Origin of the sequence: Nocardioides sp. 616 (assembly GCF_002930065.1) — a bacterium.
In the GTDB taxonomy this organism is placed as follows: Bacteria; Actinomycetota; Actinomycetes; order Propionibacteriales; family Nocardioidaceae; genus Nocardioides; species Nocardioides houyundeii.
Window position 1 is genome coordinate 204,840 of sequence record NZ_POAG01000019.1, and the last position, 15,746, is coordinate 220,585.

The following is a 15,746-nucleotide window of genomic DNA, read 5'->3' on the forward strand; positions in this document are numbered from 1 at the left end:
TCAACCGGTACGTCGCACCAGGTAGCGCGGCACCTGCTGGTCGGTGAGGTCGCTGCCCAGGTACTCCTGGCCCCGCATCCGGCACCAGGCGGGTACGTCGACCCGTGCCGCGGGGTCGCGCGCCACCACGGCCACCACCTGACCGACCCGCACCTGGTCCAGGTGGCGAGCCAGCTCGATCACGGGCATCGGGCAGAGCAGGTCGCGGCAGTCGAGCTCCAGGTCCGGGGAGACGGTCACAGTCCCACCTCGGTCCGCAGTCGCTCCAGCACCCCGGGGAGCGCCGAGAGCAGGGACCCCACGGCCCGGCTGTCCGCGGAGCGGCCCAGCGAGAGCCGCACGTTGCCATGGGTCAGCGCACCCATGGCCGCCAGCACGTGGGAGGGGGCCAGCGTGGAGGCCGTGCACGCCGACCCGCTGGCCACCCCGAAGCCGAGACGGTCCAGCTCGGTCACCAGCCTCTCGCCCCCGACGTAGAGGCAGGAGAAGGTCACCAGGTGGGGGAGTCGCTGCGACGGCTCACCGACCACCTCGACGTCCGGCAGGGCCGCCACGGCCGACCGCACCCGCTCGACGAGTGCGGACTGCCGCGCTCCCAGCGCCTGCTGCTCCGAGACCATGGCCTGCAGCGCGGCAGCCGCGGCCAGCGCGGCCGGGATGTTCTCGAAGCCGCTGGACCGCGGGTCCACCCGGTCGTCCTCGGGGAACGGGTTGCGCCAGCGCGCCCCCTTGCGCACCAGCAGCAGACCCACTCCCGCCGGGCCACCCCACTTGTGGGCCGAGGCCGCCGCCGCGGCCCAGCCGTCGGGCAGCGGCAGTCGGCCGACGCTGGCGCAGGCGTCCACGAAGAGCGGCACCTCCCCGAGCTCCTCGGCGATCTCGGGCACTGCGTGCACGGTGCCGACCTCGTGGTTGGCGTGCTGGACCGCGGCCACGGCCACGGGGACGGCCGATGCCGCCAGCGCGGTGCGCACCGCACCACGGGTCACCAGCCCGGTGGCGGTAACGGGGACCTCCGCGGTCGGGGCGCCCGCCCAGCGCAGGGCGTGGTGCACGGCCGAGTGCTCGACCGCGGAGTGCAGCACCATCGACCCGTGGCGGGCCCGGGCGCGGTGCAGGCCGAGCAGCCCCCGATGCACGGCCTCGGTGCCGGAGGAGGTGAACGTGACCTCGTCAGGACGCACCTGCAGGGACTGGGCGACGACCTCGCGGGCGTTGTCCAGGAGCAGTCGAGCGCGTCGCCCGTCGTGGTGCAACCGGCGGGGGTCGGCGTACCCCTGGTCGAGCGCCGCCAGCAGGACGTCACGGGCGGCCGGGTGCAGGGGCTCCGAGGACGCGGCGTCCAGCCCGGTACGCGCTTCGGCACTCACGGCTCAGAACTTAGCCCAGACCCGGGCGGGCGGAACCGGCATGACCCACCACGTGACCGGCGGCCCGCTGCCAGTAGTGTGGGGCTCATACGTGAATGCCCTAGAGAGAGGCTCGTCCGTGGGTCTGAACATCCCCTCACGCGCGGCTGCACCCGGCAAGCGGGTCGCGACGGCCGTGCTGCTGGGTATCGCCCTGCTCATGCTGGGCGCCTGCTCCGCTGAGGAACAGCAAGAGTGGAAGAACCTGGCGATGCCGTCCCCTGTGACCGAGCAGGGGCCGCACATCTTCGATCTCTGGAGGTGGGCATGGGTGGCTGCGCTGGCTACCGGCGTCATCGTCTGGGGTCTGATCTTCTTCGTGATCTGGCGGTTCCGCCGTCGGCACCAGGACGACGTCCCCGTGCAGACGCGCTACAACCTGCCGCTGGAGATCTTCTACACGATCGCCCCGATCATGATGGTGGTCGTCTTCTTCTACTGGACCGTCAACGTCCAGAACGAGGTCACCGAGGTCAAGAGCGATCCCGACGTGGTGATCGACGTCGTGGGCCAGCAGTGGTCCTGGACGTTCAACTACACCGAGGAGGGTGAGGACGGCAGGACGCCGTACACGATCGGCACGGTCGGTGAGCGCCCGCTGATGGTGCTCCCCGTCGACCAGACGGTGCAGTTCAACCTGCACTCGCCCGACGTGAACCACTCGTTCGGCGTCCCGGCCTTCCTCATGAAGCTCGACGTCATCCCCGGTCGGGTCAACAAGTTCCAGGTCACCCCCTCCGAGCTCGGCACGTACGCCGGCAAGTGCTTCGAGTACTGCGGCGTCTCGCACTCGAGGATGCTGTTCAACGTCAAGATCGTGAGCGAGGCCGACTACCAGGCGCACCTTGCCGAGCTGGCCGCGCGGGACGACGTGGCCGACGAGCCGCTGCTCGGCGGCTCCGACGCATACACCCAGGCCGGGCTCGACAGCGGGCAGGACGACGTGGAAGAGGGCTTCCCGGCTGAGGACGACGACGAAGAAGGAGGCCAGGAGTGACTGCCACCCAGGCTCGACCGGAGATCCAAGCTCCGGCCGGCAAGCAGCACCAGCTCGGCCAGCAGGTCGTTCGCATGCTCACCACCACCGATCACAAGCTGATCGGCAAGATGTACCTCGTCACCTCGTTCGTGTGGTTCATCCTCGGTGGCCTGATGGCCATGGTGATCCGCTCGGAGCTGGCGTTCCCGGGGCAGCAGGTCGTGAACGACGAGCTGTACAACCAGCTGTTCACGATGCACGGCACGATCATGCTGCTGCTGTTCGCGACGCCGCTGTTCTTCGGCTTCGCCAACATGATCATGCCCATCCAGATCGGCGCGCCCGACGTGGCCTTCCCGCGGCTGAACATGTTCAGCTACTGGCTGTTCCTCTTCGGCGGCCTGATCGCAGCCTCGGGGTTCCTGACCCCCTCGGGTGCCGCTGACTTCGGCTGGTTCGCCTACGTCCCGCTCTCGGACTCGGTGCGCTCGCCCGGCGCCGGTGGTGACCTGTGGGTCATGGGTCTCTACCTGGCCGGTCTCGGCACGATCCTCGGTGCGGTCAACTTCATCACCACGATCATCTGCATGCGGGCGCCCGGCATGACCATGTTCCGGATGCCGATCTTCGTCTGGAACACCCTGATCACCAGCATGCTCGTGCTGATGGCGTTCCCGATCCTGGCTGGTGCGCTGCTCTCGCTCGAGGCTGACCGGATGCTCGGCGCCCACGTGTTCGACCCCGCGCACGGGGGGCCGATCCTGTGGCAGCACCTGTTCTGGTTCTTCGGGCACCCTGAGGTCTACATCATCGCGCTGCCGTTCTTCGGGATCGTCTCCGAGGTCATCCCGGTGTTCAGCCGCAAGCCGATCTTCGGCTACGTCGGCCTGGTCGGCGCCACGCTCGCCATCGCGGTCCTGTCGGTCGCCGTCTGGGCGCACCACATGTTCGTCACCGGTGCGGTGGACCTGCCGTTCTTCTCCGGGATGACGTTCTTGATCGCGGTGCCAACCGGAGTGAAGTTCTTCAACTGGATCGGCACGATGTGGGGCGGGTCCGTCTCGTTCGACACCCCGATGCTGTGGACGATCGGCTTCCTGACGACGTTCCTGTTCGGCGGTCTGACCGGGGTCATCCTGGCCAGCCCTCCGCTGGACTTCCACGTCTCGGACTCCTACTTCGTGGTCGCGCACTTCCACTACGTGGTCTTCGGCACCGTGGTGTTCGCGATGTTCGCGGGCTTCTACTTCTGGTGGCCCAAGATGACCGGGCGGATGCTCGACGAGCGCCTGGGCAAGCTGCACTTCTGGCTGACCTTCATCGGTTTCCACACCACGTTCCTGGTCCAGCACTGGCTGGGTGTGGAGGGCATGCCGCGCCGGTACGCCGACTACCTGCCCCAGGACGGCTTCACCACGCTCAACCAGATCTCGACCGTAGGTGCCTTCCTGCTGGCCTCCTCCACGCTGCCGTTCCTCTACAACGTCTACCAGGCACGCAACTCGCCGCTGGTGAACGTGGACGACCCGTGGGGCTGGGGACGGTCCCTGGAGTGGGCGACCTCGTCGCCCCCGCCGCGGCACAACTTCACCAGCGTTCCCCGGATCCGGTCCGAGTCGCCGGCGTTCGATCTCCACCACCCGGAGATCGCGGCGATGGAGCTGGAGGAGAACGACGCCGAGCGTCAGGGCGGCGTCGCTGACGCCCCCGACGTGGAGGGGCGCAAGGAGATGCTCGAAGAGCGGATCGGCGAGAACATCGCGGACGACAAGGATGGTGACGCTCGATGAAGGCCGAAACTTGGATCTTCGCGATCACGGCAGTCTTCTTCACGCTGGTGGCGCCTGCCTACTGGGTGATCACGCACGACTGGACCGGCACCTCGGCGCTGACCATGACTGCCCTGCTGGCGCTGATGATCTCGTTCTACCTGGGCTTCCACGCCCGTCGGATGGACCCGCGTCCTGAGGACCGCAAGGACGGCGAGATCGCCGACGGTGCCGGCGAGCTGGGCTTCTTCCCGCCCTACTCCTGGTGGCCGCTGTGGTGCGCCCTGCCGCTCGCCCTGGCGATGTACGCGATCGCCCTGGGTGCGTGGTGGCTGCTGATCATCGCTGCCGGGCTCGGCATGATCGCGCTGTGCGGATTCGTCTTCGAGTACTACCGCGGAGAGCACGCGCACTGATCGAGCGCCAGCGCTGCTGGCCTGGATCGTCCCGGATGCCCGGGTCCACGCAGAGATTGCGTGGGCCCGGGCATCCGGCATTTCGGGACGGCCTGAGCGTGGTCTACCCGGGGGCGCGTCAGGACCGACGCTGGGTGCTGCTCGTGCTGGCTGCCGCACCATCGACGTTAAGGTTGCGTCAGCGTTGCGACAGGGTTCCGTGACTCGCTCCCTGGCCCTGTCCCCGCCCGCCACGATGAGTCCATGACTGTACGACTTGCACCTGCGGGCCTCCCACCTGCGCGCGAGGTCAGCGACTTGCTTCGTCTCACCGGATGCGCCCTCGACCGGACCATCCGTATCGCCCTCGACGACGACCGACGGTCAGCCCGCCGACAGGGCCGAGACCCGGCCCGGCGCCGAGCGGTGCGCGCAATTCAGGACTCGATCCGCCATGGGGGCGCGCACCGAGCTGTCGATAGCCTCAACCCGAGGCGGGTGATCGAGCACCTGCAGTTCCTGGAGGAGCTCGTCTTGCTCAATGAGCTCCTGGACTCGTTGGCTGCCCTCGTGGCTCGCGACGGGGTCCGCGGACTGTCTGCTGCTGATCGTTGCGATCTGGAGCTGCTACGGCACGCGGGTGGGCAGCGTCTGCGCTGCCTGGCGGACGGGGCACCCGGCCCGGCGATGGACAAGGACTACCGACAGTGCGGAGAACACCTGTTGACCGCGGTCCAGGACCTCACCATGGGACGGGACCTTTCAGTCGCGGGCGCGGAGGTCCAGCTGCTCTGTTCCGAGGTGGCAGGAGCAGTTCTCGCTGTGAGCCGCCGTGCAGCCCGGACCTGGTGAATCCCTCCGCCGTTGCGCTCTCGCGCGAGCTGGCCCGCCTCCAGCGGGCTGGGCGGGCGCTTCTCACGATGCTCGAGGGCCTACGTGTACCCCTGCAGAACATTCTGACCGTGGACGCGACCCTGGTCGGGCAACGGCAGAACGAGGAGATTCAGCGGGCCACCGAGTCCAGCCTGCGAAGGGGGGTGTGACGGGCCATAGCAACGGATCATTTGACGCGATCTTGCAATTCTTGACGGGCTGCCCCCTACCCGGCTCGTTGCCGCGGGGGCATGTTGAGCGGCATGCAAGATTCTGAGCGCCGCGAGACCGTCGTCGTCCCTGTCCGCGTCGGCCGCGCCGGCGTGCCCTGTCCAATCGTGTGCCGTAGACCTGATGGCGCCCGTACCGGTGTCGCCTTCACCTCGTTGACCTCACTTCGTCGAGTGATGGGCGAAGCACACCCGCACCTCACCATGGGTCTGCCAGCGATGCGAGCGATGCTCGCGGAGATCGGGGTCGAGGCTGTCCAGATCGACCCAGAGTCCTTTGCCTCGGCGACCCATCACTTGCGCTCGGTGTCTTCACCACCAAGCGGTTCTGTCAACCGACAGAGCATCGGGTGTCGACATCGGGGAAGAGCATGCGGCTCTTCCGCCAGGCGGCGACAAAGACGCGTCAAGGTCCGTCAAGGCTCTGTCAAGCACGGCGCTTCCGCCCAGTTCGGTGCCTACCGTGAAGCGGTGACGAACCACAGCACCACCTCTCACCACAGCCGCGAGCCGTGGTGGGCACGGAGGATCGACAAGCGGCCGCGACTGTCGAAGGCGTCACTCCATGCCACGTCGTCCAGCGCCACCGGGGCATACGCTGCACCTGAGCATCGCGCGCTGGACGACGGGCACGCTGCTACCCGCGCAACTCAGTACAGCGACACACTCGCACCAACCGTCTCACTCGCGGACCTCGCCGACGCATGTGGCGCCCGGGCCACGGCATCGGTTGCTCTCGTGCTCCTCTCGCGGGCGGATGAGGAAGCGCGCGGCGCGATCGACCTGGCCTCTGGGCTCGCGTCGACCGTCGTCGCGGTCCACGCGTGCGACCCGGCGAAACGCGCCGAGAACTCGCGGTTTCTCAGCGAGTGGGAGGCGTTGGACCTCAACGTGCGACTGGTGATGATCGCCGCGGATCCAGCACGCGTCGGCGTTGAAGTCGCCGCGCACATCAGGCGGCACTATCTGCGGCGACAAGTGCACGTGCTCATCTGCGCCACTCCGGCTTCGACGACCGGTTTCTCAGCCACTGCGGACGACGCGGCCCGAATTGCCGATCAACTCCAGCAGTCGCTGCACACACTTCAGAACGTCGTCGTGCACGAACCCCCTTGCTCGAACCTCGATCATCCAGCGCACGAGAACCCGCAGAGCCGACAGTGTGGCCCGACGTCGGGGGCGCTGCCCGCCGCAGGCCGGTTCATCCACAAGGGCGACGCGTCAGCTGAGGCGGGAATCCAGCTCGCGGTCATGTGTGTGACGGTGATCGTCGCCACCATGCTCTGCGCTGTGTTGGGCCTGTCCCAGCTGATGACCACGCTGGTGGTCGCCGCTGCGTCAGTAGTGTCAGCGCAGGGCGTCCCGCTGTGGTGGCGCCTGGCTGGTGCGCTGGTCGGCTGGGCGACGGTGACTGGATTTGTCGTGAACGATTTCGGGCGGCTCACCTTCGCGGTTCAAGACCTTCAGCGGCTGGCGCTGCTGGTGCTCCTCACCATGACGCTGGCACCTGCGCTGAAGCAGCTCAGGCGCACTAGGTAGCCACACGTCGTCCCAAGCCCCAAGAGGGAGTAGCTGACCCCGGACGTGGAGGGACGCAAGCAGATGCTCGAGGACCGCCTCGGCTAGGACATCGCGGACGACACGGACGGTGACGCACGATGAAGGCCGAAACTTGGATCTTCGTGTGTCGAACCGCGGACCGCGCGAGCTCTTCACGGGCAGAATGTGGCCGTGAGGAACCTGCCGCTGCTCCTCGACCGCGAAGCGTCACCGAGGCTGCGCGCGGCTGTAGCAGCAGTGGTTCCCCTGGTGCTGTTGGTGGTCTCGGCGCTCTGGGCCTTGGCCGCCGTCCGTGCCTACGTGCCCGACGGCCTCGGCTACGACGCCCACGCCTACTGGCAGGCCGCACGCCTGGAGAACCCGTACGGTGGGCACCCGGGGAGAGGGATGCCTACCTCTACTCGCCGTTCTTCCTGCAGCTCATCGCCCCCATCGCAGCGCTGCCCTGGGGCGGGTTCCTGATCCTGTGGATGGGCCTGGAGATCGCGTGCCTGGTGTGGCTCACCTGGCCGCTGGCGCTGCGCTGGCGGGTTTCGGTGCTGCTGTTGTGCGCACCGGAGATCCTGTTCGGCAACATCTACGGTCTGCTCGGGGTCATGGTCTGCCTGGGCTTCCGCCGCCCGGGCTTCTGGGCCTTCGCCTTCCTGACCAAGATCACCATCGGTCTCGTCGGCCTGGTGTGGTTCCTGGCGCGTCGAGAGTGGGTCTCCGTCGGACAGGTCCTCGGTTGGACGGCACTCGTGGCCGGCGTGTCGGCCCTCGTCCAGCCTGAGCTCTGGGTCCACTGGTTCGAGTTCCTCCAGGGCAATGCGGACTCACGAAGCCAGGTCTCGCGCGTCCTGCGCCTGAGCCTCGGCCTGTTGGTGGTCTACACGGGGGGCCGGCGGGACAAGAGGTGGGTGCTGCCCATCGGCCTGCTCCTGGCCACGCCCCACTTCGAGTTCAAGAACAAGGACGCAGCGGTCCTCGCCGCGACCCCCCGGCTCACCAGGCGTGCCAGCGCTGCCGTCCCCGACGGGGGGAGCGAGTCGCGTGGTCACATCGACACCTCCCACCTCTGAACGGCGCCCTTCGCAGGCGCTGGCCTGGGGCGTGGTGGTGGGCGCCTGGGCCATGGCCGGCATGCTCGCCTGAACGTGGCGATGGCACTGGTCAGCAACGGTGCCGTCGGCATGGATGCCCCACGCCTACTGGTCCGCGGCTCGGGCGGACAACCCCCGACGACGCGCCGCCCGGGGCCGGCGACGCCTACCTGTACTCGCCACTGTTCCTGCTGGCCATCGGACCCGTGGCATGGCTCCCATGGCCCGTGTTCCTGGCGACCTGGATCGGGCTGGTCGGCGTCCTCTGGTTCGCCGTACGTCGGGAGTGGGTCTCCTTGTGAACGCTGGTGCTGTGGACCGGAGGGTTGGCGGGGGGTCTCTGCCCTGGTCCAACCGGACCTTCCGCGGCCGCCGCCAGCTCGGGCGGCTGACCATGTGGCACGCAAAAGCCCGACCACCAATCAGGTGGTCGGGCTTTTGGGCGATGCAGGACCGGTCAGTGGGAGCGGAGCTCCTCACCGTCGACCGGGTGCTTTCCGTCGAACTGGTGTCCGTCGGCTGAGTGGTCGAGCCCCGACTGCAGCTCGTGCTCGTTCTCGCTGTGGTGGTGACCTGCCTCGAGCTCCGCCCGGGTGGGCTTCTGCACGTTGTGGCTGAACCACCAGCGGGAGAGCCGGGCGCGCAGCCTGCTCGACCTGGTGCCAGCGGCGGGGACACCGTTCTCGTCCACGTCAGCCTCGGGGGTGTAGACCTCGTCCCGGTCACGCGCGGTGAGGGTGTAGGCCTCGTCCGCGCTGATGGGGAGGTGACGCTCGCTGTAGGCGCCCTCCGGGGACCGCATGATGATGCCGGTCTCGTAGCCGTGCAGGATCTTCTCGTTGTCGTGACGCTGCAACGAGATGCACCAGCGACGGGCGATCCAGAACGCGATCACCGGCCCGACGAATACAGCCACCCGCATGAAGTAGGTGATCTGGTTGATGCTGAGGTCGAGCTTGATGGCGATCAGGTCGTTGCCGCCGGCTGCCCACATCAGACCGTAGAAGGTCATCAGGGCGACCATCAGCGCGGTGCGCGTGGGAGCGTTGCGCGGACGCTGCAGCAGGTGGTGCTCCCGCTTGTCGCCGGTGATCCAGGCTTCCAGGAACGGCAGGGCCAGGACCACGCCGAAGAGGAGCAGCGGCAGCACCAGGATGGGCAGGAACACGCTCCAGGCGAGCGTGAAGCCCCCGATGTGGGACTCCAGGCCCGGCATGATGCGCAGCGCCCCGTCCGGCCAGCCCATGTACCAGTCCGGCTGGGACCCGGCGGTGACCTTGGACGGGTCGTACGGCCCGTACTTCCAGACCGGGTTGATCGTCATCAGGCCACCCATCAGGGCGATGACACCGAAGACGATGAAGAAGAACCCGCCGGCCTTGGCGGCGTACACCGGGAGCATCGGGTAGCCGACGACGTTCTCCTCGGTGCGTCCGGGGCCGGGCCACTGCGTGTGCTTGTGGTACACGAGCAGCATCATGTGGGCGGCGATCAGGGCCAGGAGCAGCCCCGGGATCAGCAGCACGTGGATGATGTAGAGCCGCGGGATGATGGAGTCCCCGGGGAACTCGCCGCCGAAGAGGAAGAACGACATGTAGGTGCCGATGACCGGCGCGGACTTCATGAATCCGTCCGCCGCCCTCACGCCGGTGCCCGACAGCAGGTCGTCGGGGAGGGAGTAGCCGGTGAAGCCCTCGAGCGTGCCCAGCAGGAGCAGCAGCATGCCGATGACCCAGTTGAGCTCACGCGGCTTGCGGAACGCACCGGTGAAGTAGACGCGCATCAGGTGGATCATCATCGAGCCGATGAAGATCATCGCGGCCCAGTGGTGCATCTGCCGCATGAGCAGTCCACCGCGCACGTCGAACGAGATGTCCAGCGTGGAGGCCATGGCCTCGGACATGTAGATGCCGCGGAGCTGGTCGTAGGAGCCCTGGTACTGGATCTCGGACATGCTCGGGGTGAACCAGAGGGTCAGGAAGACCCCCGTGAGCAGCAGCACCACGAAGCTCCACAGGGCGATCTCGCCCAGCATGAAGGACCAGTGGTCGGGGAAGACCTTGCGAAGGTTCTTCTTCATCGCCCCGGCGATGCCGAGACGCTCGTCGGCCCAGGTGGCGACACCGCCCATCTTGGACGGCTTCTGTGCGACGGCGGCAGTGGTGCGGTTGCTCGCGGCCACCTTGCTGGTGTCGATGCTCACGAGTCACGCTCCCAGTAGCTAGCTCCGACAGGTTCAGTGAAGTCGCGCTGGGCGACGAGGTAGCCCTCGCTGTCCACGGCCAGCGGAAGCTGGGGGAGTGGACGGGCAGCAGGACCGAAGATCACGCGGGCGCTGTCAGCCATGTCGAACGTGGACTGGTGGCACGGGCAGAGCAGGTGGTGCGTGGTGCGCTCGTTCAGCGAGATCGGGCAACCCACGTGCGTGCAGATCTTGGAGTAGGCCACGATGCCCTCGACGGACCAGTTCTCGCGACCGCGTCCCGGGATGATGTCGTCGGGCTCCATCCGGAGCATGATCACCGATGCCTTGGACTTTGCGACCTGCAGCTCCACACCCTCGATCACGTGGTGTCCCTGTTCGTCCACCTCGAAGATCGCCGCGGGCTGGCAGTTCACCAGGTCGCCGACCTCCAGGTCGGAGACCTTGATCGGAGTGCCGACCACGTCGCGGACCACGCGCATGCCCTTCTTCCACAGCGTGTGCTCCAGGCCGCCGCCGTTCTCCTCGTCGACTGTCTGCGACGGAGTGGGTCCGAGGTCGCGCAGCAGCACGACCGCGGGCAGCCCCAGGGCGGCGACCGCGCCCAGGAGGGAGTTGCGGACCAGGGGCCGACGTCCGATGCCGGACTCGGCGACCCCGAGGTTGAGGGCGGCCACTGCGGCCTCCCGGTCCTCCTCGGTGGAGGCCGCCGGGTGGCGGTACTCGACGAGCTCCTGGTCGGCCATGAGCTTGCGAGCCCACTGGATGATGCCCACGCCGATCAGCAGCAGGGCGCCACCGAGGGTGACCCCCAGCGCGACCGTGGAGGCACCGAAGCCGAGGAAGGTGTCGAAGTTGTCACCGATCTGCAGCGTGAAGTACGCGACCACGAAGAGGATCGCGCAGACCACCGACAGGCCGAAGAGCGTCGCGACCTGTCGCTCGGCCCGCTTGGCCTTGCGCTCGTCGACGTCGGTGGGACGCCACGTGTGCGGGTGCAGGCCCGGGTCCGCGATGGGGTCCGGCTGGACCTCAGCGGGCAGGTTGTCGTCGTTGTGGCTCACGCTTCCACCTTGTTCTTCTGCGAGCGAGTCGTGTGGGCTGCGATCCAGATCGCGAAGCCCACCAGGCTGCCCAGGCCGACGAGCCAGGCGAACAGGCCCTCGGAGACCGGACCGAGCCCGCCGAGGCCGAAGCCGCCGTATTCGGGAGTGTTCTCGATGGACTTGATGTAGGCGATGACGTCGCGCTTCTCCTCGGGCGAGAGGTTGCCGTTGGAGAAGACGTCCATGGCCTGCGGCCCGGTCAGCATCGCCTCGTAGATGTGCTTCTCGTCCACGCCCTTGAGGGAGGGGGCGTAGCCACCGCGGGGCATGGCTCCGCCGGAGCCGTTGTAGTTGTGGCAGGCGGTGCAGTTGGTCAGGAAGATCTGGCCACCGCGGACGATGGCCTCCTCGCGCTCAGCCTCGCTCAGCCCGTCCAGGCTGTAGTCGGCGGCGTCGGGGATGGCCGGGCCGGGGCCCAGGTCCGCGACGAACGCGGCGAGGGCCTCGGTCTCCTGGTCGTTGTAGACCCTGTCCTTGCGGGGAGCCTGCTGGGCGGGCCGGGCCATCGGCATCCGGCCGGTGCCGACCTGGAAGTCCACGGCGGCAGCACCGACACCCACCAGGGGAGGCCCGAACTGGTAGCCCGTGCGGTTGGTGGCGACGCCCTCGCCGTTCGTGCCGTGGCACGAGGAGCAGCCCACCAGGAAGAGCTCACGACCCTGGTCGATCAACTCCTGGTCGGCCTTGGTCTCTTGGGCGGTCGCGGGCGCGAGCACGGCGTAGACCCCGCCGGTCATCAGCAGCCCTAGGAGCATCACGACGAGTCCCGCGAGCGGTCCTCGACGATGACGCGAGAGCCGTCCGGCTGTTCGATTCAGGAAACGCAATTGACTAAATCCTCTTCAGATCCGGATCCGGGACTTACTGGATGAGGTAGATCGTGGCGAACAGGGCGATCCACACGACGTCGACGAAGTGCCAGTAGTAGGACACGACGATGGCGCTGACCGCCTGCTCGTGGGTGAAGCGTCGGGCGAGGTAGGTGCGCCCGAGGACGAGCAGGAAGGCGAGCAGGCCGCCGGCGACGTGGAGCCCGTGGAAGCCGGTGGTCAGGTAGAACATCGTGCCGTAGGCAGAGTCCTGGATCGTCATCCCCTCGTGGATCAGCTCGGCGTACTCCAGTGCCTGTCCGCCGATGAAGATCGCACCCATGACGTAGGTCAGGATGAACCACTCGCGCAGGCCCCACGCCTTGACGGCGAGGAGGGACCCGGTGCGTCCCACCTGCCCGCGCTCGGCCGCGAACACGCCGAGCTGGCAGGCGAACGAGGAGAGCACGAGGATGAGCGTGTTCCCGGTGGCGAAGGGGACGTTGAGCAGCTCCGTCTCCTGGGCCCACAGGTCCGGGCTCACCGCCCGGATGGTGAAGTAGGCCGCGAACAGTGCCGCGAAGAACATCAGCTCGCTTGCGAGCCAGATGATCGTGCCCACGCTGACCATGCTCGGTCGGTCGTGGTGCCCGTGAAGTCGAGATGCTGGAATCGTCGTTGCTGTCGCCACGAGAGCCATTATGGCTCTAGTCCACCGGGGAAGCACCCCGGGCCCCCCGACAATGAACGTTCCGGCTCGTGGCCCCCGCGTCGGGTGAGGGCCGCAAGGCTCCGGGCTACGGGCGGCATCTACGCTGGGTGCGTGCATCCGGTCCTTCTGCAGAGCGTTCCGCAGCTGCCCGAGTTCACTCTCGGACGCGTCTTCACAGACTGGGGGCTGGACCCGATCCCCTTCGTGCTGACGGTGTGGATCGCCGGCCTCTACCTGTGGGGTGTGCACGCGCTGCGGCGCCGCGGCGACTCCTGGCCGCTGGGTCGGACGCTCGCCTTCGTCGGTCTCGGCATGGGGTCGTTCCTCTTCGCCACGGCCTCGGGACTCGCCCGCTACGACACGACGCTGCTCTCGGCGCACATGGTCCAGCACATGATCCTGTCGATGGTCGTCCCGCTCTCGCTGGCGCTGGGCGCCCCGGTAACCCTGGCCCTGCGCACCCTCCCCGCCTCGCTGCGTCGCGTGCTGCTGGCGGTCCTGCACTCGCGGGTGGCGAAGGTGCTCTCGTTCGCCCCTCTGGCCTTCGCTCTGTACGTGCTCTCGCCCTGGGCGCTGTACTTCACCGACTGGTACGACGCCAGCCTCCGGTCGGCGTACGTGCACGAGATGATGCACATCCACCTGGTGCTGATCGGGGCGCTCTTCTTCTGGCCCCTGATGGGGGTCGACCCGGTCCCTGGACGGGTGTCCTGGCCCTTCAGGCTCCTGCTGACCGTGATGACGCTGCCGTTCCACGCGTTCCTGGGAGTCACGATCATGGGTCAGTCCACCCTGATCGCCGGGGACTGGTACCTGGCGCTACGCGAGGGGCCCATGGGGTCGTGGCTGCCGGACGCGATGGAGGACCAGCACCGCGCTGGCGGGATCCTGTGGGCGACCGGTGACCTGATCGGCCTGGTGTTCTTCGGCGTCCTGTTCGCCCAGTGGGTCCGCTCCTCGATGCGCGAGGCGGTGCGCGAGGACCGAAGGCTGGACCGGATCGAGGCACGCGAACGGGTGGCGCAGCGGGACGGGTAGCATCGCGGACGTGACCGACACGACTGCTTCGAAGCCCGCTCCGCTGAAGGTGCTCGTCTACTCCGACGACATCGACACCCGCCAGCAGGTCATCCTCGCGCTCGGGCGTCGGCCGCACCCCGATCTCCCGGAAGTGGAGTACGTGGAGGTGGCCACCCTGCCCGTCGTGCTGCAGAACATGGACGCGGGCGGCATCGCCCTGGCCATCCTCGACGGCGAGGCAGTGCCCGCGGGAGGGATGGGGATCGCCAAGCAGCTCAAGGACGAGATCTTCGAGTGCCCCCCGGTGATGGTGCTGACCGGTCGTCCGCAGGACGCGTGGCTGGCGACGTGGTCGCGGGCCGAGGCCGCGGTGCCTCACCCCCTCGACCCCATCCAGCTGGCTGAGTCCGCGGTGACGCTGCTCAGGTCGCGCGTGCCTGCCACGGCCTGACGTCGCCGATGAGTTCGACCACCTGGCCCGAGGTCCTCTCCACACTGGTCCAGGGCACGGACCTCAGCTCGGACCAGGCCGGGTGGGTCATGGCTCAGGTGCTCGCCGGTGACGCCAGCCCGGCCCAGATCGCCGGCTTCGCCGTCGCGCTGCGCTCCAAGGGCGAGACGGTGGAGGAGGTGCTCGGTCTCTCCGACGCCATGCTCGCGGCGGGCAACACCCTGAGCGTGCCGGGTCGTCTCCTCGACATCGTGGGTACCGGCGGTGACCGCTCCATGTCGGTGAACATCTCCACCATGGCCGCGATCGTGGCCGCCGGGGCCGGGGCCAGGGTCGTGAAGCACGGCAGCAGGTCGGCCTCGTCGCAGTCCGGCTCCGCCGACGTGCTGGAGGCCCTCGGGATCCGGCTCGATCTGCCCGTGCCGAGGGTGGCCGCGCTCGCCGCGGAGGTGGGCATCACGTTCTGCTTCGCCGCGGCCTTCCACCCCGCGATGCGTCACGCCGCCGTGCCCCGTCGCGAGCTGGGGATCGCGACCACCTTCAACTTCCTCGGCCCGCTGTCGAACCCGGCACGGCCGCACGCCCAGGCGATCGGCTGTGCCGACCTCCGGATGGCACCGGTGATGGCGGAGGTGTTCGCGCGGCGCGGAGTCGACGCGTGGGTCTTCCGCGGCGACGACGGCTTGGACGAGCTGACGGTGACGGGTACGTCGTCGGTGTGGAGCGTCAACGACGGCCAGGTGGAGCAGTGGAGCGTCGGACCCGAGGACGTGGGGCTCGCAGTCAACCCCGTGGAGGCGTTGAGGGGGGGAGACGTGGCCTACAACGCCGAGGTCGTGCGGCGCACCCTCGCCGGTGAGCCGGGCGCGGTGCGGGACGCCGTGCTGCTGAACGCGGGAGCGGCCCTGGCCGTGTACGACGCGACCGGGTCGGAGCGCCTGGACCAGCTGGCCGCGGGCGTGGCGAAGGCCAGCGAGGCGATCGACTCGGGCAGCGCGCAGGCGACCCTGGAGCGCTGGGTCGCCGCCTCAGCCGGCTGAGGTGCCCTTGGAGCTCCAGCACTGGTGCCCAAGTGTCGCCTGCCGCCACAGCCGGGATGGACAGCCCGGTTGGCCGAGTCAGGCCACGGGGAGGGGCCCTAGTCCGCG

General features: G+C 68.3%; 15 protein-coding genes. 9 read left to right on the forward strand and 6 right to left on the reverse strand.

The genetic code is table 11. The features are described from left to right. Both C5H89_RS12245 and C5H89_RS12250 read right to left on the reverse strand, forming a co-directional pair. On the reverse strand, positions 1-240 hold the full coding sequence (locus tag C5H89_RS12245) for a sulfurtransferase TusA family protein (RefSeq protein ID WP_240181832.1): 240 nt from the start codon (positions 238-240) through the stop codon (positions 1-3). Further along, positions 237-1,370, reverse strand: a complete 1,134-nt coding sequence (locus C5H89_RS12250) for an aminotransferase class V-fold PLP-dependent enzyme (RefSeq protein WP_205305001.1) — start codon at positions 1,368-1,370, stop codon at positions 237-239. Before C5H89_RS12250 ends, C5H89_RS12245 begins: the two co-directional genes overlap by 4 nt. Positions 1,371-1,488: 118 nt before the next feature. On the opposite strand from C5H89_RS12250, the gene coxB reads away from it, so the two are divergent. From coxB to C5H89_RS12280, 6 genes are all read left to right on the forward strand, one after another. Beyond that, positions 1,489-2,406: a cytochrome c oxidase subunit II gene (coxB, locus tag C5H89_RS12255; RefSeq protein ID WP_240181833.1), complete on the forward strand. Its 918-nt coding sequence runs from the start codon at positions 1,489-1,491 to the stop codon at positions 2,404-2,406. 74 nt (positions 2,407-2,480) lie between these two features. Further along, positions 2,481-4,178 (forward strand): cytochrome c oxidase subunit I, encoded by a 1,698-nt coding sequence (gene ctaD, locus C5H89_RS12260; RefSeq protein WP_104107520.1) that lies wholly within the window; start codon positions 2,481-2,483, stop codon positions 4,176-4,178. Continuing rightward, the gene (locus C5H89_RS12265; RefSeq protein WP_101524110.1) at positions 4,175-4,573 is read left to right on the forward strand and encodes a cytochrome c oxidase subunit 4; all 399 of its coding nucleotides are present in this window, start codon (positions 4,175-4,177) and stop codon (positions 4,571-4,573) included. Before ctaD ends, C5H89_RS12265 begins: the two co-directional genes overlap by 4 nt. 477 nt (positions 4,574-5,050) lie before the next feature. Beyond that, positions 5,051-5,404 carry a hypothetical protein gene (locus tag C5H89_RS18945; RefSeq protein ID WP_162799352.1) on the forward strand — a complete coding sequence of 118 codons (354 nt, stop codon included), beginning with the start codon at positions 5,051-5,053 and terminating at the stop codon, positions 5,402-5,404. 722 nt (positions 5,405-6,126) lie between these two features. After that, the gene (locus C5H89_RS12275; protein WP_162799353.1) at positions 6,127-7,194 is read left to right on the forward strand and encodes a hypothetical protein; all 1,068 of its coding nucleotides are present in this window, start codon (positions 6,127-6,129) and stop codon (positions 7,192-7,194) included. Between the two features lie 119 nt (positions 7,195-7,313). Beyond that, positions 7,314-8,276, forward strand: a complete 963-nt coding sequence (locus tag C5H89_RS12280; protein ID WP_104107294.1) for a glycosyltransferase family 87 protein — start codon at positions 7,314-7,316, stop codon at positions 8,274-8,276. Between the two features lie 478 nt (positions 8,277-8,754). Here C5H89_RS12280 and C5H89_RS12285 read toward each other — a convergent pair whose 3' ends face one another. The 4 genes from C5H89_RS12285 to C5H89_RS12300 form a co-directional block, all read right to left on the reverse strand. Beyond that, entirely contained in the window at positions 8,755-10,428 is a 1,674-nt protein-coding gene (locus C5H89_RS12285) for a ubiquinol-cytochrome c reductase cytochrome b subunit (protein ID WP_104107521.1), read from the reverse strand. 68 nt (positions 10,429-10,496) lie between these two features. Next, positions 10,497-11,564 (reverse strand): Rieske 2Fe-2S domain-containing protein, encoded by a 1,068-nt coding sequence (locus tag C5H89_RS12290; RefSeq protein ID WP_104107295.1) that lies wholly within the window; start codon positions 11,562-11,564, stop codon positions 10,497-10,499. Next, entirely contained in the window at positions 11,561-12,361 is an 801-nt protein-coding gene (locus C5H89_RS12295; protein WP_104107296.1) for a c-type cytochrome, read from the reverse strand. The genes C5H89_RS12290 and C5H89_RS12295 overlap by 4 nt, the downstream gene beginning before the upstream one ends. A 106-nt stretch (positions 12,362-12,467) precedes the next feature. Then, positions 12,468-13,115: a heme-copper oxidase subunit III gene (locus tag C5H89_RS12300; RefSeq protein ID WP_104107297.1), complete on the reverse strand. Its 648-nt coding sequence runs from the start codon at positions 13,113-13,115 to the stop codon at positions 12,468-12,470. A gap of 123 nt (positions 13,116-13,238) precedes the next feature. Between C5H89_RS12300 and C5H89_RS12305 the strand changes: the two genes are divergently transcribed. The 3 genes from C5H89_RS12305 to trpD are packed head-to-tail and all read left to right on the forward strand — an operon-like array spanning position 13,239 to position 15,638. Continuing rightward, positions 13,239-14,165, forward strand: coding sequence for a cytochrome c oxidase assembly protein (locus tag C5H89_RS12305; RefSeq protein ID WP_104107298.1), 927 nt, complete (start codon positions 13,239-13,241; stop codon positions 14,163-14,165). Between the two features lie 10 nt (positions 14,166-14,175). Further along, positions 14,176-14,598: a response regulator transcription factor gene (locus C5H89_RS12310; protein ID WP_101524114.1), complete on the forward strand. Its 423-nt coding sequence runs from the start codon at positions 14,176-14,178 to the stop codon at positions 14,596-14,598. A gap of 8 nt (positions 14,599-14,606) precedes the next feature. Then, positions 14,607-15,638 (forward strand): anthranilate phosphoribosyltransferase, encoded by a 1,032-nt coding sequence (gene trpD / locus C5H89_RS12315; RefSeq protein WP_104107299.1) that lies wholly within the window; start codon positions 14,607-14,609, stop codon positions 15,636-15,638. Positions 15,639-15,746: the final 108 nt, after the last annotated feature.

Coding starts and splice junctions, on each gene's coding strand:
- ctaD (WP_104107520.1), top strand. CDS start 2,481: ATGCTCACCACCACCGATCACAAGCTGATCGGCAAGATGTACCTCGTC.
- C5H89_RS12265 (WP_101524110.1), top strand. CDS start 4,175: ATGAAGGCCGAAACTTGGATCTTCGCGATCACGGCAGTCTTCTTCACG.
- C5H89_RS12280 (WP_104107294.1), top strand. CDS start 7,314: ATGAAGGCCGAAACTTGGATCTTCGTGTGTCGAACCGCGGACCGCGCG.
- C5H89_RS12285 (WP_104107521.1), bottom strand. CDS start 10,428: ATGGGCGGTGTCGCCACCTGGGCCGACGAGCGTCTCGGCATCGCCGGG.
- C5H89_RS12295 (WP_104107296.1), bottom strand. CDS start 12,361: ATGCTCCTAGGGCTGCTGATGACCGGCGGGGTCTACGCCGTGCTCGCG.
- C5H89_RS12300 (WP_104107297.1), bottom strand. CDS start 13,115: ATGGCTCTCGTGGCGACAGCAACGACGATTCCAGCATCTCGACTTCAC.
- trpD (WP_104107299.1), top strand. CDS start 14,607: ATGAGTTCGACCACCTGGCCCGAGGTCCTCTCCACACTGGTCCAGGGC.